Origin of the sequence: Sorangium sp. So ce448 (assembly GCF_051520915.1) — a bacterium.
Taxonomy (GTDB): Bacteria; Myxococcota_A; Polyangia; order Polyangiales; family Polyangiaceae; genus Sorangium; species Sorangium cellulosum_B.
This window is the reverse complement of sequence record NZ_CP150343.1, coordinates 13144745-13167563: the sequence shown is the minus strand read 5'-3', so window position 1 is coordinate 13167563 and position 22819 is coordinate 13144745. Positions and strand designations below refer to the sequence as shown.

17 protein-coding genes are annotated in these 22819 nt (G+C 72.7%); 6 read left to right on the top strand and 11 right to left on the bottom strand.

Annotated elements, in window-relative coordinates; all coding sequences use genetic code 11:
* Positions 1-1088: 1088 nt before the first annotated feature.
* From WMF45_RS49535 to WMF45_RS49515, 5 genes are all read left to right on the top strand, one after another.
* On the top strand, positions 1089-1592 hold the full coding sequence (locus WMF45_RS49535; RefSeq protein WP_437714258.1) for a tetratricopeptide repeat protein: 504 nt from the start codon (positions 1089-1091) through the stop codon (positions 1590-1592).
* A gap of 118 nt (positions 1593-1710) precedes the next feature.
* Positions 1711-2556 (top strand): N-acetyltransferase, encoded by an 846-nt coding sequence (locus WMF45_RS49530; protein WP_437714256.1) that lies wholly within the window; start codon positions 1711-1713, stop codon positions 2554-2556.
* A gap of 77 nt (positions 2557-2633) precedes the next feature.
* The gene (locus tag WMF45_RS49525; RefSeq protein ID WP_437714254.1) at positions 2634-3230 is read left to right on the top strand and encodes a DUF4291 domain-containing protein; all 597 of its coding nucleotides are present in this window, start codon (positions 2634-2636) and stop codon (positions 3228-3230) included.
* Between the two features lie 31 nt (positions 3231-3261).
* Complete coding sequence (locus WMF45_RS49520; protein WP_437714252.1) at positions 3262-3945, top strand: hypothetical protein; 684 nt, start codon at positions 3262-3264, stop codon at positions 3943-3945.
* Positions 3942-5000 carry an AraC family transcriptional regulator gene (locus tag WMF45_RS49515; RefSeq protein ID WP_437714250.1) on the top strand — a complete coding sequence of 353 codons (1059 nt, stop codon included), beginning with the start codon at positions 3942-3944 and terminating at the stop codon, positions 4998-5000. The genes WMF45_RS49520 and WMF45_RS49515 overlap by 4 nt, the downstream gene beginning before the upstream one ends.
* Here the strand turns inward: WMF45_RS49515 and WMF45_RS49510 are convergent.
* The 11 genes from WMF45_RS49510 to WMF45_RS49460 all read right to left on the bottom strand — a co-directional run bounded on the left by WMF45_RS49510 (position 4976) and on the right by WMF45_RS49460 (position 21369).
* Positions 4976-6271, bottom strand: coding sequence for a tyrosinase family protein (locus tag WMF45_RS49510; protein ID WP_437714248.1), 1296 nt, complete (start codon positions 6269-6271; stop codon positions 4976-4978). The genes WMF45_RS49515 and WMF45_RS49510 overlap by 25 nt on opposite strands.
* 178 nt (positions 6272-6449) lie before the next feature.
* Entirely contained in the window at positions 6450-7280 is an 831-nt protein-coding gene (locus WMF45_RS49505; RefSeq protein WP_437714247.1) for a DUF4328 domain-containing protein, read from the bottom strand.
* Between the two features lie 126 nt (positions 7281-7406).
* Positions 7407-8417 (bottom strand): UDP-glucuronic acid decarboxylase family protein, encoded by a 1011-nt coding sequence (locus tag WMF45_RS49500; protein ID WP_437714245.1) that lies wholly within the window; start codon positions 8415-8417, stop codon positions 7407-7409.
* 69 nt (positions 8418-8486) lie between these two features.
* Positions 8487-9686: a CgeB family protein gene (locus WMF45_RS49495; RefSeq protein WP_437714243.1), complete on the bottom strand. Its 1200-nt coding sequence runs from the start codon at positions 9684-9686 to the stop codon at positions 8487-8489.
* Entirely contained in the window at positions 9677-10867 is a 1191-nt protein-coding gene (locus WMF45_RS49490; RefSeq protein WP_437714241.1) for a glycosyltransferase family 4 protein, read from the bottom strand. Before WMF45_RS49490 ends, WMF45_RS49495 begins: the two co-directional genes overlap by 10 nt.
* A complete protein-coding gene (locus WMF45_RS49485; protein WP_437714239.1) occupies positions 10854-12146 on the bottom strand; it encodes a TIGR04295 family B12-binding domain-containing radical SAM protein in 1293 nt (430 codons plus the stop codon). The genes WMF45_RS49490 and WMF45_RS49485 overlap by 14 nt, the downstream gene beginning before the upstream one ends.
* Entirely contained in the window at positions 12143-13231 is a 1089-nt protein-coding gene (locus tag WMF45_RS49480) for an SDR family NAD(P)-dependent oxidoreductase (RefSeq protein WP_437714237.1), read from the bottom strand. Before WMF45_RS49480 ends, WMF45_RS49485 begins: the two co-directional genes overlap by 4 nt.
* A gap of 639 nt (positions 13232-13870) precedes the next feature.
* Positions 13871-15241 carry a hypothetical protein gene (locus WMF45_RS49475; RefSeq protein WP_437714236.1) on the bottom strand — a complete coding sequence of 457 codons (1371 nt, stop codon included), beginning with the start codon at positions 15239-15241 and terminating at the stop codon, positions 13871-13873.
* Between the two features lie 279 nt (positions 15242-15520).
* Complete coding sequence (locus tag WMF45_RS49470; protein WP_437714234.1) at positions 15521-16621, bottom strand: hypothetical protein; 1101 nt, start codon at positions 16619-16621, stop codon at positions 15521-15523.
* 43 nt (positions 16622-16664) lie between these two features.
* Positions 16665-19010 (bottom strand): substrate-binding domain-containing protein, encoded by a 2346-nt coding sequence (locus WMF45_RS49465; RefSeq protein WP_437714232.1) that lies wholly within the window; start codon positions 19008-19010, stop codon positions 16665-16667.
* A 124-nt stretch (positions 19011-19134) separates the two neighbouring features.
* Positions 19135-21369 carry a substrate-binding domain-containing protein gene (locus WMF45_RS49460; protein WP_437714230.1) on the bottom strand — a complete coding sequence of 745 codons (2235 nt, stop codon included), beginning with the start codon at positions 21367-21369 and terminating at the stop codon, positions 19135-19137.
* Positions 21370-21625: 256 nt separating this feature from the next.
* Between WMF45_RS49460 and WMF45_RS49455 the strand changes: the two genes are divergently transcribed.
* Positions 21626-22819 carry a hypothetical protein gene (locus WMF45_RS49455; protein ID WP_437714228.1) on the top strand — a complete coding sequence of 398 codons (1194 nt, stop codon included), beginning with the start codon at positions 21626-21628 and terminating at the stop codon, positions 22817-22819.

Genomic DNA, 22819 nt, shown 5'->3' with positions numbered 1-22819 from the left:
GAGCGTCGAACAGGCTACCCTCGCGCGTCGAGCAGTCGCGGGTCTCTGGACGCGGCGACCTTGGAGCGACGGGTCGGCCATGGCCTCCGAGCAAAAGTCACCACCGGTGGTTTCACCTGACACCGCCGAACAAGCCGATGAAACTGACCCGAACGAAGAAGGAGACACGCGGGAAGCCGGGGATAGGCCATGCGCCGCGATCGATCGCGACGCTCGGCCGACGAGCGCGGATGCGATCTTGCCGTGCCGCACGGGCAGAGGTAACAGGTCCACCACGTCCTCCCCTTCGACCCCGTCGAGCCCTGTCGTCGAGGCACTCCTTTATGCCCTCATTGATCTCACTCTGGAGTCGCGCTCTCGCCGCTCTCGGTATTTACACGAGCACCGGAGACGTCGCGTTCGAGGAGGACCGCGTTATCTTGCGAGATCTCCATCGTGCGAAGGCGTTTCCGCAGGAGCCGAGAGAGCCGGGCCGCAGGGAGATGGCGGCATGCGAGCGGTGCGACAGGCCGCTCCGTCAGGTGGTGTTCACGACCGCGGGTCGTGGTGCTCAGGTCGAGATCTGGCGAGAGTACCCGCTGGCTGTCGATGGGTGGATGTGCCGAGGGTGCGGGTGGTCGGCGATGCCGCGGTTCCTCAGCGCCGAAGAGTTCGTCCAGTATGGGCGAGAGGCGGCAGCCCACGCGTCGAACGGGCAGTTCGACGACGCGGAGTTCTGGCTCCGGCGAATCATCGGTTCATGGCCAGGCTGCGCGCCAGGCTACGCGGAGCTCGGTCAACTCTCGTCTGCACGCGCCGAGGCGGCTACAGGTCCGGAAGCAAAGGAACTCCATCGGTCCGAGGCCGAAGCCTGGTTTCGGCGCGCGGTGCTTGCCGACCCCGACCGCAAGCTCGCAGGAGTGCGTGTTCCTCTGGCGCGGACCCTCGCTCTCAACGGCAAGGAGCGCGACGCGTTCGAGGTGCTGGACGAGCTCCTGTGCGACACGGCGCTCCCAGCGTCGCTCCGCACCGAAGCGGAGACGCTCGCGACCGATCTCCGCGACGGAAAGGCGCTCTTCTCACGGGCTACCGAGATGAGTGGACGCCTCGTGCTCGAACCGCCGTCAAAACCCCTGGCGACGGCGGACCGAGACGCACTGGAGCGAGCCCGGGCGCTGCTCCGGCAGGCGGCCGAGCGAAAGGGCACGTTTCCGACGCTCTGGTTTCTCGGGAAGATCGAGATGCGACTGGGCGATACGGACGCCGCGCTTGCCGCCTTTCAGCGCGCGCACGCGATCGATCCCGAGCAGCCGGACGGATGTCGCGAGCTCGGCGCCGTCTACCTGGAGCTCGATCGCGCGCACGACGCCCTGCCGGTTGCCCGACGCGCGATCGAGCTTCGGCCCGATGATGCCGGGCTGCACTGCAACCTCGCCCTGATCCTCCTGCTGACAGGAGACGTCGAGGGCGCGCTCGCCAAAGCGACGTCCGCGCTGTCGCTCGATCCCACCGACGCCATCACGCGTAACCTGCTGAAGCTGATCGAGGACGTCGTCGCGGGTCGCCGCCAGCGACCGCGCTCCCTCGCAGAAGCAGAAGGCCGAAAGCGGTGAACAGCGCATCCGTGGCGCGAGGTCGTTGAGGTCCTGTTCGGGCGAAGCAGCACGATGCCGCCGAAGCGCCGGGCCGCGGTGAGCGTCCGCGCCGCCTCTCCGGCGCTATCCTTCCTGCATGACGCCCCGACCCGTCTTCGTCGATCAGGCCCTGTCCGCCCGGCTCGAGGCGACCGAGGCCGCGAAAATCGAGGCGCTCGCGCGCGAGGTCGCCGCGCGGGTCCCGGCCCGGCGCGCCGCCGTCGCGGCCATCGCCGGCGGTCGCGCCGCGTTCGTCGCCCCGCACGCCCGGCTCTCGCGCGCGGTCGGCCTCGGGTTGAGCGGCCCGGTCGAGGCGCGCGACGTCGAGGCGCTCGAGGACTTCTACGCCTCGCGAGGCACCGCGGCGCGCATCCTGGTCTCGCCCTTTGCCCACCCTTCGCTGCTCGCGCGGCTCGGGGAGCGCGGCTTCCGCCTGGACTCGCTCGACACCCTGCTCGTGCGCCACCTCGCCCCCGCGGTCGAGGTCCACGCGCCTGAGCCGGCCGCGCACGGCGGCGTGATTGTGCGGCGCGCCGCGCGTGAGGAGGCCTCGGCGTGGGTCGCGGCCTCGCTCTCCGCCTTCGCCACCCCGGGTGAGCCTCCATCCGATCGGGCCGACATCTTCGAGGCGGGCTTCCACGTGCCCGGGGCGGCGTACTTCCTGGCATCGTCAGCCGCAGGCGCCGGCCCCGTCGCCGGCGTCGGCGCGGTCTACGTGCACGAGCGAGTCGCCCTCTTGTTTGCCGGAGGCACACTCGCAGCCCACCGCGGCCGCGGCGTGCAGCGCGCCCTCATCGACGCCCGCCTCCCCTACGCCCGCGACGCGGGGTGCGACCTCGCCTACTCGGTGGCCGAGGCGGGGAGCACCTCGCAGCGCAACCTGGAGCGCGCGGGCCTCGTGGCCATATACTCACAGGCGATGCTCATCAAGTCCTTCGCATGAGCGCTTCGGGAGATGCGGTCCACGGCCCCGTAGCGTAGTCTCCCGTCAGATCATACCGATCGCGAAGAGTGGATTGCATGCCGAAGCTGCACGAGATCCGAGCGGACTACGACGCGGAGACCATCGTCATGTACCAGGCCTACGCGCCGGCCATCGCCGAGCCTGCGCTCGCTGCCCAGCGCTTCGTCGCCCCGTTCTCGTTCGGTCGCATGACCTGGATCAAGCCGTCGTTTCTCTGGCTCATGCACCGCAGCAACTGGGGGCGCAAGGCCGGGCAGGAGCGGATCCTCGCCGTCCGCATCCGGCGGACGGGCTGGGAGCAGGCGCTCTCCCTCGCCGTCCTCACCTCGCCGGAAGCGACGGTGTTTCGCTCGCCGGACGAGTGGAGCAAGGCGTTTGCCGAAGCGAAGGTGCACATTCAATGGGACACCGAGCGCAACCTGCGGGGCGGCCCGCTGCCTTGCTACAGCATCCAGGTCGGCGTAGGCCGCGATCTCATTCGCGAGTACGCCGAGAGCTGGGTCGTCGCCATCGAGGATCGGACTCCCCTGGTCCGGAAGATGTACCAGCAGATTCAGGCCGGCCACGCGGACAGCGCTGCGAAGTCGCTGCCGCGCGAGAGGCCCTACGCCGTCGACGAGAGGATTGCCAGGCGGCTGCTCATCGACCCATGACGAGGCATGCCGCTTCCGGATACCGAGGAACATGCTCGCATTTCTTCATACTTCCCGCGTCCACGTCGAGACGTTCAGCCGTCTCGTTCGGGACGCAGACGACGCGATTCCGGTCCGGCATGAGGTGCAGGAGAGCCTCCTTGCGGACGCGCTTGCGGCCGGCGCGATCACGGGCGGCATCCGCTCGGCCACCGCCACGGTCGTGCAGGCGCTCGCGAACGAGGGCGCGAGGGTCATCGTGTGCACCTGCTCGACCCTCGGCGGCGTCGCGGAGGCGGTCCCCGTCCCGGACTGTACCGTGATGCGGATCGATCGCCCGATGGCGGAGCAAGCCGTCGCGAGCGGCCGCCGGATCCTCGTCGTGGCCGCGCTCCAGAGCACCTTTCAGCCCACCGGGGCGCTGCTGCGTCAGATAGCGTCCGACGCGGGTCGCTCGATCGATGTCGTCGAAGTCCTGTGCGGGCGCGCATGGCGGCTCTTCGAGAGGGGTGACTCTCCCGGCTATGCCGGCGAGATCGCCAGCACGATCGAGTCTACGGCGCTCCCGGGCGATCTCGTGCTCCTGGCTCAGGCGTCGATGGCCCCCGCGGCCGAGCTGGTCCGTCACCTCGGGATCCCCGTTCTGAGCAGCTCGCGATCAGGCGTGGAGGCTGCCGTGTCGAGGTATCGATCGAGAGCGCGGCACGATGCCGCCCAGAGCCGCGGAGAGCCATGAGCGACATCTCCGTGAAGGTCTTCCAGGCCGTCGTCGCCGGCGCGGCGGCCGACGGCGTGGCGCCCGCGGAGCTGCTCGCCGCCGCCGGGGTCGATCCGGGGGACCTCGCCGATCCGGACATGCGCTTTCCGCGGGCGATCGAGGCCCGGCTCTGGAGCGAAGCCGCCCGGCTCACCCGCGACGACAGCTTCGGCCTGCGCCTCGCGCAGAGGCTGCAGGTGGGCAGCCTCGGAGCGCTCGGCTTCGCGGTGCGGAGCAGCGCCACCCTCGGGGAAGCCTACGCGCGCGCGGCTCGCTACCTCCGCGTCGTGGCCATCGGCCCCTCGCTCGAGATCCGGATCGACGGCGATGTCGCCCGCCTCCGCCACGAGCCGCCCCGGAGCAGCCCGGCGCCCTCACGCCACGCCGTCGAGTTCTTCCTGGGCAACCTCGTCGTCCTCGCGCGGCGGGGCGCGGACCCGGCGTTCACCCCGCGCGCCGCGCGCTTTCGCCACGCCGCGCCCGCGCGCGTCGACGAGCACCGCCGCCTCTTCGGCGCCGGCCTGCGCTTCGGGGAGGCCCACGACGAGCTGGTGATCGATCGCGCTTTCCTCGCGAGGCCCCAGGCGCACGCCGAGCCCCTGCTCTGCGAGGTGCTCGACCAGCACCTCGCCTCGCTCGCCGCCGCGCTGCCGGCCGAGGCGAGCTTCCTCGAGCGCGCGCGCGCCGCGATCGCGGCCGAGCTCGCCCACGGCGAGCCGGCGCTGCCGGCCATCGCGGCGCGACTGCGCATGAGCCCGCGCAGCCTCCAGCGGCGGCTCAAGGAGGAGGGCACATCGCTCTCGTCGGTGCTCGACGGGCTGCGCGCCGATCTCGCCGCGCGCTACCTGAGCGAGTCGCGCGACGCGATCTCGGAGATCGCGTTCCTCCTCGGGTTCTCCGAGGTGAGCACGTTCCACCGCGCCTTCAAGCGCTGGACCGGCGCGACGCCGGCCGCCTACCGCCGCGGCGCGGGGCGCCCGCCGCGAGAGCTCCCCCGCGCGGCGGCGCGTCATTCTTCGAACAGCACATCGTAAACGTACGGCAGCGCGTCGTGCGCTGTGAGATCGTCGAGCGTGTACGTCTTTCCGCCGCCGTACCAGGCGCCTTCGCTCGCGGTGAGGGGGTTGAAGCTCCCATCGTCGCCCTGGAGCGGCGGCTTGTCCGCGTGCGTCTTCTCCCATGTATACCAGTAACGATCGAGCTCGCCGTGGAGCATCCAGAACACGGGATCGACCGTCAGCTCATTGAAATACGTCACGGTGCCGCGCACGTCCGCGTTCGACGGATCGAGCCCGCCCGCCCACAGGTGCATCCGGACGTGGGGCATGAAGTTGAAGAGGCCATAGACATCCTTGACGGCGCCGACGAGCTCGGTGTCGGGCGCCGCCTTCTGCGCCTCGACGGCGCCGATCCAGCCGATCTCGAAGAGGGCGTTGGTCGTCTCCGCGCCCTGCTGAGAGCTGCTCGGGGGGCCGCCGAAAGCGTTGACGAGCGTCTGGACGGCCGCGCTGTCCGGCAGCTTCACCTCCAGCACCTCCAGCGCCGACAGCGCCTTTGGATAGTTCTCGATGCGGAGCTCGGGGGTGACGTCGAGCGCGTCGTAGAAATCGGCGAACGTGCCCTTCGCAAGGATGCGCTGGACGTGTTCAGGCGCCTGCAGCGTATCGAAGACCAGGTTCTTGCCCGGCCAGCGCTTGAAGACGATGTCGTAGCGCTCACCCACCTCCTTGCCGTACCCGGCGTGCCCCTCGGGCAGGCCGGGCGGCACGACGGCCGTCCCGCCCTTGGGCTCGAAGCCGTGGACCCAGTGCGGCAGGTCCTGATCGTGCGCCGCGTCCCAGTACGGGATGAACAGGAGATCGGCTTCGCTCGGGTCGACGCCCTCTTCCTGGTCTCGCTGGCGGAGGGCGGCCCGGAGCATCTGCTCCGCCTCGAGGAGGAAGGCGCGGTGCCACGGCAGGAGCCGGTATCCCGACGTTTCGTCCATGACCAGGACGGTCATCGGCGAGGTGGCCTGGAGATCGGCGCCGTGGTGGCGATGCCGGTGGTGGTCGTAGTGCTCGTCGTTGAAGACGTCGAAGAAGCCGTTCGCCACGGCGTACTCGTAGGCTCGCTTGAACCTGTCGACCTCTTCGCCGGTCATCGCCGAGGCGCTCTTGCGGACGGTCGCCTGGGCTCCCGGGCTCGCGTCGCCGGCGTCCCCCGAGGTGTCGGCGCCACAGCCGAGCGAGAGCCCGAGCCACGCCGCCGACGCCGCCGCGATGATCCCACGCACGAACGCTCGTCGATGCAACTCACGTGTCATGACCTGCCTCCTTCGGACGGGAGCTCCGTCGTTCATGAGGCTTTTATAAAGACGCGAGCGCGCCCTCACATTGGCCGAGCGCGACGAAAGCGTTGGCCTACCGCGCCACCGGGCGGTCACGTCGCCGCGTGGGCGCGTCGTGCTCTCTCGAACGGTGGGTGCAACGGAGGCGCGGGCCCTACTCGGGATCGTCGAAGTCGGCGATCTTCGCCATGTCCCGCCGCAGCTGGAGATCACGCTCCACGAGGAGCTTGTCGAGCTCCTCTTCGGAAGCGTACGCGAGCCGTCGATGGCGCTCCGCGACCCGGCTGTCGATCGCCCGGATCATCCGCACCCCGAGCCACGCGGCGGCGATCGACGCCGCGTCGGACGCAATGAACGCATAGCGAGACCGGATGAACTCCGCCACGGTCAGATCCGGCATGGTGGAGGCCACCCACCCGAGGCCGCGGCTCGCGACATAACACCCCCACCACGCGCCGAGCGCGGCGTGGTGCACCGCGCCCGCCCGCGGGGCGTGCTCCATCTCGACGCGCCGGTAACCACCCCCGCCGTCCAGGAGAGGGCGCGGCGCAGGCTCGGGCACCGCCTCCGGGGCAAGGCCGTCGTGGAGATCGCGCGCCACCCTGTACGGCTGCACCAGGTTCATGACGGGAATGAAGAACCCCAGGACCGCCTCGGACGGCGTCCAGGAAAACCCCCGCACGAGATCCAGCACGCCCGCCAGCGCGACCGCCCTGGCGAGCCAGCGCAGGAACACCACGCCAGCAACGAGCCCGAGCCCCAGCTCGAGCAAACCCCCGACCTCACGGAGCGTGTTGGCAAGCCGCCACGTCGATGCCGAGACGTCCGTCGAGCCCAGCAACACAATGTGCCAGGCGCCGGTCAGCGCCGTGAACGCCGCCACCGCCCCCATCGCGATCAGCCCGGCAATCGCCACGCGAGCGCGCCGGCGCACGACGCGGACGTCGCGGCGCCACCCCTCCCGAGCTTCTGCCCAACCGCTCACGACGAGCGAGGCTATCAGCGTAACGCGCCGCATCGCAAGCGACGTGGCCGAGGAACACGCGTGGTGATCGTGCGCTCCGAGGTGCCCGCTCCGCCCCCGACACCACAATCGCAGGCTGGCAATCCGTCAGCTCGCCATCGCCGGCTCCCCTCGCCTCGCGCATTCGTCGAGCCCCGCCAGCGCGCGCCGGAAGCTCTGGATCGTCGCATAGAGCCCCTGCCGGAGCGGCACCCGCGGCTCGAACCCCAGCGCCCGCCGCGCCAGATCGATCGCCGGACGCCGCCGCATCGGATCGCCCTCCGGCAGCGGACGGTACGCGATCCGGCTCGCGCTCCCCGTGAGCCGCACGATCTCCTGCGCCAGCTCGAGCACCGTCACCTCCACCGGATTCCCCAGGTTGACGGGCCCCACCTCCGACGGGTGCTCCATCAGCCGCAAACACCCCTCCACCAGGTCGTCGACGTGACAGAAGCTCCGCGCCTGCGACCCGCTCCCGTACACCGTCAGCTCCTCTCCCCGGAGCGCCTGGGCGATGAAATTGCTCACGGCGCGCCCGTCGTCGATCGCCATCCGCGGCCCGTAGGTGTCGAAGATCCGCGCGATCCGCCCCGACGCCCGCCCCTGGCGGTGAAAGGCCATCACCAGCGACTCCGCGCAGCGCTTGCCCTCGTCGTAACAGGCGCGCACCCCGACCGGGTCCACCCGCCCGAGGTAACCCTCCGGCTGCGGGTCGACCTCGGGATCGCCGTACACGTCGCTCGACGACGCCAGCAAGAGCCGCGCGCCGTGCCGCTCGGCGCACAGGAGCGCGTGCAGCGTGCCCATCACGTTCGTGATCGTGGAGCGCACCGGATCGCCCCGCCAGCGCGCTGGGCTCGCCGGCGACGCGAGGTGGTAGACCCTGTCGACCTCGTAGTCGAACGGCAGGGCCACGTCGTGCTCGACAAGCCAGAAGCGGCTGTTGCGCATCAAATGAGCCACGTTGGCCGGCGAGCCCGTCGAGAAATCGTCGAGCGCAATGACCTCGTGGCCGTCCGCGAGGAGCCGCTCGCACAGGTGCGAGCCGATGAAGCCGGCGCCCCCCGCCACCAGGACGCGCATGCCGCTCCCCACCGTCCTCCCGTTCGCGTCACCCATAGGAACACCTCCGTCGTCACAACACCGCCCCTCGTGAACCGCCGAGACCCCCCCGCGCCGCGCAGCACCTCACGCGAGCGGGCTCCGGTAGCGGCCCGGGTCGCGCCGGCGAACGCCGGACGCAGGGCCGCTCCGCTCCACGTCGTCGTCCCCCGCCTCGCCGAGCCGGTAACACGGCCGCAAGAGCAGCTCGTCGATCAGGTCGAGGAGCGTGTCCACGCGGTGCGCGCACGTGTGGCGCGCGAGCACCGTCCGGCGCCCGTGCTCGGCGACGCCGCGCGCGAACTCCGGGTCCGCGAGCAGCGCGCGGAGGTGCTCTGTCATCTCGGCGCCCGTGCGCGCGACGAGGTAGTCCCGGCCAGGCGAGAAGAGGCGCTCGACGTCGGTCCACGGCGCGCTCACGAGCGGGATCCCGCACGCGAGCGCCTCGAACGGCCGGATCGTGGGGATGCCGGGGAGCCACGCGGCGTACGGCCGCCGCGGGACATGCACCGTGATCCTGGCGCGCGCATAGGCGTCCGGGACACGGTGGTTGGGGAGCCAGCCTGCGTACTCGATGCCGGCGTCCGCGAGCGCCGAGAGCGCGCGATCGGGGTAACGCACGCCGTGGACCCGCGCGCGGAGCCCGAGCGCCCTCACGGGCTCGACGAGGAACTCGTGGAGCTCCGCCGTGCGCTCGCCGTCGCCCCAGTTGCCGATCCACACGAGATCACGCTCCTTCTCGACCTCGGGCAGCGGCCGGAACAGGCGCGCGTCCGCGGCCTCGTGCCACACCACGGCGCGCCGCGCGACGCCGCGGCTCAGGTAGAGATCACAAACGCTCTTTCCAAAGCCGAGCACGCAGTCGTACCCCGAGAGATCGCGCCGCACGATCGCGGCCGGATCGGTGATGAGCCCGTGGTGCGTGTCGTGAAAGAAGAGGCGATAACGATCCGTGCGGGCGCGGTGCTCGCCGAGCCGCCGCACGAGCTCCGGGTCGCTCCGCTCGTGGACGAGCACGACGTCGACCCCCGCGAGCGCGGCGTCGAGGTCCAGCGTGGAGAGCGCGTAACGGCGCGGGCGGAGGCGCGGATAGACGGCGGCGGCCTCGCGCAGCGCGTCCGGGCCGTACGCCGCGACGAGGCCCAGGGCGCTCCAGGCGTCCTCGGGCTCGAAGGCGAGCACGTCGTGGCCGCGCGCGTCGAGCTCGGCCGCGATCCCGCGGAGGAAGTGCGCGTCCGCGTGGTCCCAGTCCGAGAGCAAGGAGTGGCAGAAGAGGGCTATTCGCATGGTGTCCCGCAGGGTGAAGGCGACGAAGGAGGGCAGACCCGCCGGGGGGCCGGCGGGCGGGCGGCGAGCGCGAGGGCGTAGACGTCGAGGTAGCGGCGGGCCATGGCGCGCGGGCTGAAGCGCACAGCACGCCGGCGGGCGAGCGCGCCGAGCGCCTCGCGGCGCGCGACGTCCCGGATGAGGTGGTCGAGCGCGGCGTGGAGCGCGCGCGGATCGTCCGCGGGGACGTAGAGGGCGGCGTCGCGCCAGATCTCGCGCAGGCTGGGCAGATCGCCGAGCACGAGCGCGCAGCCGGAGAGGGCGGCCTCCAGGGTGGCCATGCCGAACGGCGCGTACCGCGCCGGGGAGGCGTAGATCGCGGCGCGCGACATCCACCACGTGAGCTCCGGCTCATCGACCCACCCGAGGGAGCAGAGGCTCTCCCCGGCGCGGCGGCCGACGCCGCCCGCCGCGACGTCGCTCCCGGCCACGAGCACGGGCCACGCGAGGTGGGGCGCGACCTTCTCGAGGGCCGCGAGGTTCTTGGCCTCGTCCCAGAGCCGGCCGGCCGCGAAGACGAACGGCTCCTTCAGCCCCGGCGCGAACCGCCTGCGGTCGCGCGCGTGCGGGATGACATGGCCGCGGCCCAGGCCGAGCGCGCCATACTCGCCCGCGAGGGCGCTCAGCATCGCCGCGCTCGGCGCGACCACCGCGTCGGCGGCCCGGAGCCCCTCGGCGACCCGCGCGCGGTAGCGCTCGTAGCGGACCGGCGCCGGCAGGCGGTGCACCGCGCGCCACCATGAGAGCACGCAGGCGTGCGCCACGACGACGCGGGGCGCCCGGAACGGCAGGGCCGCGTGGCAGTAGCCGTTCAGGTGGACGACGTCCGGCCGCACCCGCTCCTCGAGGTCGAGCAGCCAGTCGCCGGCGGCCGCGACATCGTCCCACGGGTCATCCATCCATTCGAGCCGGTACGCGCTCTCGACGAGCTCGAGGCCCGGTATGGCGGCGGCCGCCGCGCGCGCCGCGGGCGACATTGGCCCGCCCATGATCGCGAGCACCGTGGCCACGCCGGCGCGGGAGAGCGCGCCCGCGAGCTCGAGCGCGACCGTCCACACGCCGCCCTGCGTGTCGGCCGTCATCAGCACCCGGCCGGGCCGCGGCGCCGCGGCGCCCGGGGATCCGCGGTCAGCGCGCGCCATGCTCGAGCTCCGTGAGCGGCAGCGGACGGCTGTCCGGCAGATCCCCGAACGTCCGGTGCTCGGCGATATAATGGGCGTGCGCCCGCTCCCAGGCGCCGTCGTCCGGCGCGCCCCACCGCCGGGTGTACGCGGCGGAGCCGGGGTACGGGAACGCCGGGACGGGCTCGTTGGCCCACACGCCGAGCCCGAGGAGGCGCTGCCGCCACGACGCGGCCTCGGCCGGATCGCCGGGGCCCGCGTCGCTCAGGTTGGCCTGCACGAAGGGCACGCTGCGCCGGGCGTGGACGAGCAGCGCGGTGAGCTCCTCGGTCGACGCGCTGCACTGCCTGGCGAGCGCGTCCATCCCCTCGATCGACGGGCGCTCGACGCTGGCCTCGATCGAGACGCAGCCGGCGCGGCCGAGGAGATCGAGCATCTCGCGCGACCAGCTGTCGATCCTGAGCTGGACGCCGAACACGATGTCCCGCGCCCAGAGCTCCTCGAGAAGGGCCCGGTCGGGCAGGAAGCGCTCGTCGATGAAATAGACGTGGCGCACGCCCTCGGCGAGGAGCGCGTCGAGCTCCTCGAGCACCGTCTCGAGCGGGCGCTTGCGGAGCCTGTCGCGCGCGCCGTCCCTGGCGCAGGAGGCGCAGCGGCAGGGGCTGCCGCGCGAGGTCTCCATCTCGGCGCTCGGCCCCTCGGGCACGGCGTCGAAGCGGTGGTGGTGGTGGACGTGCCGCGCGAGCGTCGCGCCGTCCCACCGCAGGGCCGGCAGCGTCCTCAGGCAGGCGGCGTAGGGGCCTCCTTGCACGTGGTCGATGCCGTTCCTGCGGTAGGCGATCGACGGGATCTGCCAGAAGCGCGATTCGGTCGCGCCGGCGAGCATGACGAGGATCTCCTCGCACTCGCCGAGGACGACGACGTCCACGCCGAGCTTGCGGAGCGCCGCGCGCGGGGTCGCGGAGCCGTGAGGCCCGACGGCGACGAGGAGGCCGCCGTGGCCCCGCAGCGCGGCGGCCGCCGCCATGGGCACGCGCAGCTCGGGCGGGGGGCTGCGCCAGGAGAGGTAGCTCGGCGCCGTGGCGATCACCGTCATGGCCGGGCGGAGCGCCGCGACCTCGGCGCGCATCGCGATGAGGTCGATCCCGCGCGCCTGGGCGTCGATGAGGGCGGCCTCGTGGCCCGCGCGCTCGAGCAGCGCCCTGGCGTACCCGAGCTCGATCGGCAGGTGCGGCTCGCGGCAGCCGAGGTAGACGCTGCCGTGGAAGGTCCAGGGCGGGTTGACCAGCGCGACCTTCACGACGCGGCCTCCAGCCGGTCCATCCGGACAGACGAGGGGATGTCGGCATAGACGGCCCCGAGGCGCGCCTCGACGCCGAGGCGCCATTGATAGAGCGCGCGCAGCCCGTCGCGCAGGGGGACCCGCGGCGCCCAGCCGGTGAGCTCCTGGAAGGCGCGGCAGTCGGAGACGTAGTACCGCGGATCGCCCCGCCTCCACGAGGCGAGCGAGACGACCGGGCGGCGCCCGTCGAGCTCCTCGAGCAGATCGAGCAGCTCGACGAGGCTCACCGCCGTGTCCGGGCCGCCCCCGATGTTGAAGACGCGGCCCGAGGCGGGCTTGAGCGCGCGCCGCGCGCGCAGGAGGGCGTCGACGAGGTCCTCGATGAACAGCGCGTCGCGGACCTGCAGCCCGTCGCCGTAGAGGGTGATCGGATCGCGGCGGATGGCGCGCGCGACGAAGTGGGCGATCCACCCCTGGTCCTCGTTGCCGAACTGCGGGGGGCCGTAGACGCAGCTCACCCGGAGCACCACGGCGTGGAGCCCGAAGGTGCGGGCGTAATCGAGGACGTACTGGTCGGCGGCGCCCCGCGAGCACCCGTAGGGGCTGCGGAGATCGAGCGGCTGACTCTCGGAGATGCCGTGCTCGCGCGCGCTCTCGCAGAGGGGGCGATACCGCTCCTCGCCGCGCTCGATCGGCAGATCGGGCAGCGCGCCATAGACCTTGCTGGTGGAGGCGAAGAGGAGCGGCGGAGGGCGGTCGAGCCTCCGGAGCGCCTCGAGCACGTTCAGCGTGCCGCGCGCGTTCACCTCGAAGTCGAGCGCCGGGTCGGCGACGCTCCTCGCGATGGCGACCTGCGCGGCGAAGTGGAAGACGAACGAGGCGCGCCGCACGGCGTCGCTCACGGCCTGCTCGTCCCGGACGTCGCACACCCGGACCTCCACGCCAGCGCCGTGACGCACCTTGAGGCGCTCGACGTTGCGCTCGACGAACCCGCGCGAGAGGTTGTCGAGCACGAGGACCGGCTCCCCCTTTCGGAGCAGCTCGTCGGCCAGGTGAGAGCCGATGAACCCGGCTCCCCCCGTGATCAGGACATGGTCAGGCATAGGTTGCTCCGTTCCGGTCTGGACGAGCGGCGGGCGAGCGGGCGATGAGAGAGAGCGCCTCGCGAACGGACGGCGCACGACGGCGCAGCGCGGCAGGCAGACCGAACGCCCGCCCACCGCGCGATGTCCCCCCCGGCTCCGCGCCTCGCTGCGCGGGAGTCCCTGAGGAGACACCGATTAACATGCGAGCTGGAGAGCTGCAATCGATCGAAGGAGCTTTGTTTGACGATCGGTATCGCGCCTTCCGCGCCTCCTGGAGAGGGTACGGCGCCGCCGGATGGCAGCGGAGACTCGATGTGTCGCAAAGGGGGTTTGAGGCGAGGAACGCCCCTCGGACAGGCGATGAGAGCGGGCGGGGACGGGGGGGAGAAGGGAGGAGCGCGCTCGGCGCGGGGCGGAAACGGAAGCGGAGAGGGAGGGCTGAAGCTTCTCCTGGAATTTTTCGGAGAAATTCACAGGGAGGCGGGGAGACGGGGAGTGAGATCCCACCAATCTCCCCGTCTCCCCGCCTCCCTGTTCAATTTCCCGCTGAATGAGGGGATCTGTCAGGCGGGAGATGCGAGGCGGCGCGACGATGGCGCGCGGGAGGGGCTCGGCTTGCAGGGAGGAGGGCTGCGCGGGCGCGCGCCCTCGGGAGGCTCAGCTCGCGGTCGGCTGGCCCGTCAGACGCAGGTAGATGTACGCAAGCCCGATGCCGGCGACCGGTGCGGCCACGAGCGTGCCGAGGCAGCAGGCGAGCACGCCCGCCAGCACGAGCGCGCAGGCGAGCAGGGCATAGACGAGGAGGCCCCCCTTGTGGCCGGTCGTGATTCGCCAGCTCTCCTTCATGGCGTCGATGGCGCCCAGGTTCTTATCGACGATGCACAGCGTCGTCATGCTCAGGCCGAGCGCGACGATGACGCCGGGGACGATCAAGAGGATCATGCCGGCGCCGACAGCGAGACCGGTCAGGATCTGGGCGCCCAGGATGGACAGGAACCACCTCCCGCCGCCAAGGACGTCGCTGAACGAGTACGGCTGGCCGCGCGCGACCTTCAGCAGGAGATTGTTCATGCCTCCGGCGAAGTAGGCGCCGACCACGAGCGCGACGGCCTGCATCAGGAGCTGGATGGCCGCCCCCGCGGAGGGCGCGTCCCTCGCGAGCGCCGCCTGGATGCCTCCGCCAATGCCGTTGGGGACGCTCGACGCAAGCCCGACGACGACCATGGCGCCGATGAGGACAGCCGGGTCGCGCTTCAGGCGCTCCCAGCCGAAGGACGCCGCATCGCCCGCTCCCCACGGCCCCGCGACGCCCGTGCCCGGCGGCGAGCCATAGCCCGCGCCGCCACCCGGGGGCTGGTAGGGGTTGGCCCCACCCCAGCCGGCGCCGCCACCCGGAGGCGGGCCGTAGCCGCCGCCACCGCCCGGAGGCGGGCCGTAGCCGCCACCCCCCGGAGGCTGGCCCCAGCCGGCGCCGCCACCCGGAGGCGGGCCGTAGCCGCCGCCGCCCGGAGGCTGGCCCCAGCCGCCACCGCCCGGAGGCTGCCCCGGCGGCTGACCGTAGCTACCGCCCGGAGGCTGCCCCGGCGGCTGGCCGTAACCACCGCCCGGAGGCTGCCCCGGCGGCTGACCGTAGCTGCCGCCCGGAGGCTGCCCCGGCGGCTGACCGTAGCTGCCGCCCGGAGGCTGCCCCGGCGGCTGACCGTAGCTGCCGCCCGGAGGCTGCCCCGGCGGCTGACCGTAGCCACCGCCCGGAGGCTGCCCCGGCGGCTGACCGTAACCACCGCCCGGAGGCTGGCCGTAACCACCGCCCGGAGGCTGCCCCGGAGGCTGGCCGTAGCTACCGCCCGGAGGCTGCCCCGGCGGCTGGCCGTAGCCACCGCCCGGCGGTTGACCGGGGCCAGCGCCCCCGGGTGGCTGTCCGTAGCCACCGCCCGGCGGCGGGCCGTAGCCACCACCCCCCGGCGGTTGCCCGTAACCACCACCGCCCTGACCGCCCCCTGATCCCCCGCCCCAGCCACCTTGGCTCATCTTGTCTCCACTGGGTGTGAATACCGACTACGCCCAACCAACTACCCCCACTATACGTGGAGGGCGCCGGCACGGAACAACTAACTTCCGGCGCGCGGCGCCCCCGTGCGCGCCCGCACCGCGCGCGGCGCGCGGTGTAGAGGAGCGACGGCCCAATGCCGCGTGCGCTCCGCGATTGCGGACAGCGCAGCAATCGCGGAGCGCGCGCGGAATGCGGCGATCAACAGCGATTGACCGCTCGACGTCCATTGCTGCACACGGGCGCGAAACGCGCGCAGATCACCTCGGCGGCGGATCGCTCAGGCACAGGCCGGCGATGCTGCTCGTGAACGACGTCCCCTCCTCGCGCCGGACCTCGACGGAGTTGCCCGTGAGCGGCGACGAGAACACCCCCTGAACGACGCCCGCCCCCTGCTTCGCCGTCACGGAGCGGCCGACGAGGGAGCCGGGCGACACGGCCTCGATCGGCGCTCCCGGCGCGATCGCCTGCTCCTCGGGCAGCTCCGCGCGCCGGAACCCGCCGAACCGCACCGCCGTGCCGCCGCCCTTCCCCGGCATGATCTTTCCGATGCACTGCCCGAGCGGCGTGCCGACGACCGCGTACGTCACGGCGGCGTCCACCGGCGACCGCCTCGATTCGCCCACCAGGGTGACGGCCACGGCGAGGACGAACGAGGCGACCGGGACCGCGAGCGCGGTCGCCACGACGACCGCGACGGCGCCGGACGTCGCCCGGCCGAACGAGGCGAGCTCGGCGCTCACGGCCTGCTCGAACGACCGCAGGATCACGACCTGGCGCGCGCGCACCCGCTCGAGGACGGCCGCGGCGACCAGGTTGTCGGCGGCGCAGAAGCCGCACCGCGCGATCGCGCCGTCACCCGCGCCGAGCGGCGCGCCGCACACGTGGCACGCCGCCGGCTCGCCCGGGGCCGCCGGGGGGCGCGCGGCGCACGCCTCCTCGAGCCGCCGCTGCCTGCTGCGCATGACCGCGAGCACGGCCGCGCCGGTCCCGACGGTGCCGAGCCACGCCGCCACCGTCATGCCGCCGGTGATGACGTTCCCCTCGGTGTCGGGGCTGACCCAGACCCCCAGCACGATGAGCGCGCCGAGCAGGGTGATCGGCACCGACGCGAGCGCGAACACGACAAGCAGCCGCGCGTGCCGCTGGGACGCCGTGACCAGCCTCCGCCGCAGCGCCTCCGAGAGCTGGCGGCGGCGCACGTCGGTCTGGAAGACCACGTGCGCCGCGGCGCGCAGGCCCTGCGCCGCCTCCCCGGGCAGCGGGCCGCGGTAGTGGCAGGCCGCGCAGGCCATGAGATCCGGGCTGGCGAGGGACACAGGCGCTGGCCGCCCGCAGCGCGGGCAATGCACGGCGAGCATGGACCGATTCTACGCCAGCCGCGTCTCGGCAGGTCAAGGCGCCTCAGCGCGCCCCACGCCTCGCCTTGCGCGCGCGCCGCCCCGCCGGCGCGAGCTCGCGGAGCGCCGCCGACAGCGAGGAGAACGTGCTCAGGACGCCGAGATCGACGCCGACGAGGCTCATCGCGATCTCGGGGCGCACGCCGACCAGATAGACCCGCGCCCCGAGCAGCGCGGACGCGCGGCTGGTCATGCCCACCGTGTCGGCGACCCGGGCGTCCACGAACGGCACGCCCGTGAGATCGAGCAGCACGGAAGACGCCCTGTGCCGGCTCACCCCCTCGGACACCTTCTCGAGCACCTGCCTGGCACGGCCGCCGTCGATCATCCCGATCAGCGGCACGAGCAGCACGCCGGGCAGGAGCGGGATGAGCGGACAGCCCAGCTCGCGCACCGTCTCCGAGAGCGCGCGCTCGATCTCGTACGCCTTCTGCAGGTCGGCGTGCTGCGCCGACAGCGACTCCACGAGCGCGTCGCGCTCCAGGGCCGCACCGAGCAGCGTCCCCCAGATCGCGACCGTCCCCTCGTCTCCGGCCATGGCAACGAGGGTCGGGCCGACGAGCACCAGGATCCCCCAGTCGCGCCGGGCAGAGCGTATGGGCAAGAGCAGCACCATGTGCGTGCCGTCCTCGGCCGACGGCGGCAGCATCTCCGCCGGCAGAAACGCCTCCGGCCGACAGCGGCGGCCGATCGGCGGGGTCGGGCTGCCGTCGCGGCTGTAGGCGCCGGCGACGACGAGGCGGGAGCGCGCCTGCGGGTCATCCCACAGCGCGAGACAGCCCCAGACCACCGTTGTCGTCTCGAGCCACGAGAGCGACCGCGTCGCCTGCTGGGTGCCGCCGAGCAGGGCCAAGCTCACATCGTAATTCGTCCTCGCGAGCACCCCGAGCTGGCGGACATACTGGCTCTCGGCCTCGAGCCGGGCCCGCCCGATCGCGAGGCGCACGAGCTCCAGGAACGCTTCCACCCGCCGCCTGGCCGTGTCGTCCAGGGACGCGCCGCGCCGCTCGTGAAACTGGCCCAGCAGGCGGATCGCCGCCAGCAACGTCCCCACATCCATCGTGAGGCCGACCGCCTGCCGGCAGGCGACCCCGAGCTCGGCCGCCGAGGGCAGCGCGCTGCCCCGAAGCGCCGCGAAATAGCCGTCGATCAACGACGTGACCGCCGGCCATACCTCGGTCGGCGGGAGGTCGGGCGGGAGCGGCTGGGGCAGGAGCAGGAGCTCGACCAGCTGCCGGGCCAGGACGCCGCGGGCGTCCTCCTCGGGCACCGTGTCCTCCTTGTCGAGGAACTCCTGGATCGTGTTGCACCCGCACGAGCTCCGCACGGCGAGGGAGTTGGCCGTGCGCACGCCCTCGGCCGGGAAGGCCTCGCCGGCGATCATCGACGCAAGGAGATCGCACGCGGCGCTCCCCATCATCTCGAACCGCTGGCGCACCGTGGTCAGCGGCGGATCGGCGCCCTCCGCGTCCGCGAGGTCGTCGAAGCCGACGATGGCGAGATCCTCGGGGATGCGGACGCCCGCCGCCTTCAGCAGGGGCATCATCCCGAGCGCGTTCTTGTCCGTCCCGAAGACCGCCGCCGTGCACCCGGGCAGCTGCGCGAGGAGCGCCGGCGCGGCGCCCTGGCCGCCGGTGTACCAGTTGTTGTCGCTCCGGATGACCAGATCGGGGTCGAAGGCGATGCCCGCCTCGGCGAGCGTGTCCTTGTAGGACGCGAAGCGCTCGCGCACATCGTACGCGTCGAAGTGGCCGACGAACGCGATGCGCCGGTGCCCGTGCTCGATCAGGTGGCGCACCGCGCTCCGCATCCCGCCGTGGTTGTCCGGGATCACGGATGGACAGGCGACATCGGCGGAACGGGTGCCGACGGTGATGAACGGGACCCGGCCGCGCGCGAGCGCCTCGATGCCATGCAGCTCGATCAGGACGATCCACCCATCCACCTGCTCCCCGGCGAGCAACGGCGCGTGGACCTCGAACGGCGTACCGCGCAGCACCAGCGTGCGAAACCCGCGCTGCTGGGCCGAAGCATGGATGCCGAGCAGGACAGGGTTCCAGAACGAGCCGTCGAGAAAGGGGGAGATCACCCCGAGGGTGCGAGGGCGGGCCGCGGCGCCGGCTGCCGGGACATGGAGCGGCGGGGCGTCGGTGCGGCGGGCCGGAGGGAGAGACGAGCGGCGCGCCGGAGGGAGCGACGAGAGGCGCGCCGGAGGGAGCGACGAGAGGCGCGCCGGAGGGAAAGAAGAGCCGGTGCCGCCCCCCGAGCCCGCCCCCTGCCCCGGTGCGCCGGAAAGCTCGCCCCACTGCTCCGGCACCACGATGCCGCTGTCCCGGCGCTCCTGACCCATTCTCGCGCTTCCTCCCGCCCTGCTCGCCCACGTCCGGCCGAGCGTCTCCACTTGCGTGGCCAGCGCCATCCTTAATCGATTTCGGGCGGGAGGTGAGGAAAGCGACAACGCCCTGGCGCGCCCATCACCTCGCCCTGTGCGCGCCACCCGCCGCCGGCGCGAGCTCGAGGAGCGCCATCGCGAGCGAGGAGAACGTGGCCAGCTCGCCAAGCTCGACGTCGATGAGGCTCTCCGCGATCTCGGGGCGCACGCCGACCAGGTAGACCCGCGCGCCGAGCAGGGCCGCCGCGCGGCTGGTCATGCCCAGAAAATGGGCGACCTGGAGGTCCACGAACGGAACGCCCGTGAGGTCGAGCAGCACGGACAGCGCCTCGTGCCGGCTCACCCCCTCGGCCACCTTCTCGAGCACCTGCTGGGCGCGGCCGTTGTCGAGCATCCCGATCAGCGGCACGAGCAGCACGCCGGAGAGGAGCGGGATGATCGGGCAGCCCAGCTCCCGCACCGTCTGCGACAGCGCGCGCTCGCTCGCGAACGCCTGCTGCAGGTCGGCGTGCCGCGCCGACAGCGACGCCAGCAGCGCGTCGCGCTCGAGGGCCGCACCGAGCAGCGTCCCCCAGATCGCGACCGTGCCCTCGTCCCCGGTCATCGCGACGACGGCCGGGCCGATGAGCACGAGGATCCCCCAGTCGCGCTCCACGGAGCGTATCGGCAGGAGCAGCACCATGTATGTGCCGTCCACGGCCGAGGGCGGCAGCATCTCGGCCGGCGGGAACGCCTCCAGCCGATGGCGGCTCCCGTTCGCGGGGACCGGGCTGCCGTCGCGGCTGTAGGCGCCCGCGACGACGAGCTCCGCGCGCTCCGCCGGGTCATCCCACAACGCGAGGCAACCCCAGACCATCGTGGTCGTGCCGAGCCACGAGAGCGACCGGTACTCCTGCTGGGTGCCGCCGAGCAGGGCGAAGCTCACATCGTAGTTGGTCCTCGCGAGCACCCCGAGCTGGTGAACGGAGTGGGTCTCGGCGTCGAGCCGCGCCCGCGCGCTCGCGAGGCGCGCCAGCTCCACGAAGTCCTGGACCCGCCGCCTGGACGCGGCGTCCAGGGACAGGCGGCGCCGCTCCGGGAGCTGATCCATCAGGCGGGCCGTCGACAGCAGGGCCCCCAGATCGGGCGTGATGGCGACGGCCTGGCGATAGGCGCGCTCGAGCTCGGCGGCCGGGGCCGGCGCGGTGCCCCGGAGCGCCGCGAAATACATGTCGACCACCCGCGTGACCGCCGGCCAGACGGCGGCCGGCGGGGTATCCGGCGGGAGCGGGCGCGGCAGGAGCAGCTGCTCGACCATCTGTCGGGCCAGGGTGTCGCCGGCGTCCTCCTCGGAGGCCGCGTCCTCCGTGTCGAGGAAGTTCTGGACCACGTTGCAACCACACGAGCTCCGCAGGACGAGCGCGTTGGCCGTGCGCACGCCCTCGGGCGGGAAGGGCTCGCCGGCGACCATCGACGCGAGCAGCTCGCACGCCGCGCTCCCCATCATCTCGAACCGCTGGCGCACCGTGGTCAGCGGCGGGTCGGTGCTCTGCGCCTCCACGACATCGTCGAAGCCGATGATCGCGAAATCCTCCGGGATACGGACGCCCGCCGCCTTCAGCTGGGACATCGTCCCGAGCGCGTTCTTGTCGGTCCCGAAGACCGCCGCCGTGCACCCGGGCAGCTGCGCGAGGAGCGCCGGCGCGGCGGCCCGGCCTCCGCTGTACATGTTGTTGTCGCACGGGATGACCAGATCGGGGTCGAAGGGGATCCCGGCCTCGGCGAGCGTGCTGATGTAGGCATCGCGGCGCTCGCGCACGTCGTACGCGGCGAAGCTGCCGACAAAAGCGATGCGCCGGTGCCCGTGCTCGATCAGGTGGAGCACCGCGCTCCGGATGCCGCCGTGGTTGTCCGGGAGCACGGCAGGACAGCGGACGTCGGCGGGTCGAGCGCCGAGCGTGATGAACGGGACCCCCGCATCGGCGAGCGCTTCTAGGCCGCCGAACTCGATGATGACGAGCCACCCGTCCACCTGCTCTCTGGCGAGCGAGGGGGCCAGGACCTCGGACGGCGTGCCGCGCAGCACCAGCGTGCGGATCCCGCGCCGCTGGGCCGACTCATGGATGCCGAGCAGGACAGGGCCCCAGAACGCGCCGGAGAGAAACGGGGCGACGATGCCGAGGGTGGGAGGGCGGGCCGCCGCGTGGGGGCCCTCGGAGCGGCGCGCATCAGGGCCGGAGACGCCGGCCTTTCCCCTGGCCTTCCGCTCCGCTGCGCCAGGCAGCTCGCCCCACTGCTCCGGCAACGGTACCGCACTGCCCTGGCGACCCTGACCCATTCCCGACGGCCTCCTGCTCCACAACCTGACCGCCCTCCCCACGACAGCTGAGGACCGGCTACATCGTATACGCTGCGCAGCCGGCCCGGGCGAGGAGTCTCGTGTCCTGCCGTGGAATCCGGAGCGTAGCGTCAGACTGCGGACATGGCCGCCCCACGCGCGGCGTGTGTGTCGACGCGCGTCGACGCGCTCCCACGACCGGCGCGCCGCCGGCGCCTGGCGTCGCTGGCGAGCTGGTCGGTGGTATCGTCGAGCCATGCAATACCGCGACGAACGAGACGCGCTGCGGGGGCGTGTGGACAGCCTCGAGGAGCAGCTCGCGGCGGCCAGGAAGGAGCTCGAGGAGCACCGCGACGACGATCGGGCCGCGCGGGTCGATCAGATCGAGCGCCAGATGGCGGAGGCCCGCCGCGTGCTCGATCAGCTCGGCCGGGAGCTCGCCGCGGTGCGCGGCCGGCCGAAGCGGTCGTCGGCGGTGCCGCTCCTGGTGACGATGGCGGGCGTGGGGCTCTGCGCGATGATCGCGAGCTACCTCTTTGCGCGGCCCGCGCGCGAGACGATGGCGATCGTCCAGCAGCCGGCCCTGCCCCCGCCTGCCCCTCCCCCCCCGGAGCCGCCGGCGCCGGTCCCCGAGCCAGCGCAAGCGCCGCCGGAGCCGGCCGCACCGGCGAGCAAGGCGCCGTCGCGGACCGCGACCGCGACCTGGAAGGCGACCGTCACGCGCGCCACGGGGCTCCCCCTCGCGGCCGGCGCGGCGTGCACCGTCGAGGCGGAGCTCGCGAGCTCGGGCGACGACATCCGCGTTCCCGCGCTCCGGGTCCTCTGCGGCGGCAAGCCGATCTACCGGTCGAGCGATCCGCTGAACGGCATGTCGATGTTCAGCAGCGGCGTGGAGGAGGACTCCGGTCCTGAGCCTGGCACCTATGCTTATGCCCTCTCGTACCAGGACAAGGGCTCACGCGCCGGGGAGCGGGCCGAGGTCTCGCTCGACAGCATCCGCAAGGCCGGCGCCGTCTGGCGCGACTCGGCGCCCGGGTACCGCGTCGAGCTCACGCTGGCGTACCAGAGCCTGCCCGTCGCGGGGGAGGCGCTCCTCGACGCGACCCGGAAAGCGCTGCGCCGGTCCGCGCGCGTCACCGAGTCCACGGGACCGAGCCCGGTCAAGGTGGGCCAGAGGTGCGCGCTGCTCGTCTCGCCTCTCCCGCGCGGCGGCAAGTGCCTCACGCGCCTCGCGTGCGCCGGCCGCATGCTCTACGGCGCGGGCACGACCGGCGTCTCCGAGTGCACGGTGGAGAGAGACAAGGTCGTCCGCGTCCACGACGGGAACACGACCCCGAACGGCGGCGACCCGGCGTTCGAGCTCGACGCCGCGACGGGGCGCATCACCGTGAAGGACGAGGTGGGCGGCGCCGCGTGGACGGTCGGCGTGCAGCTCGATCCGAGCGGCTAG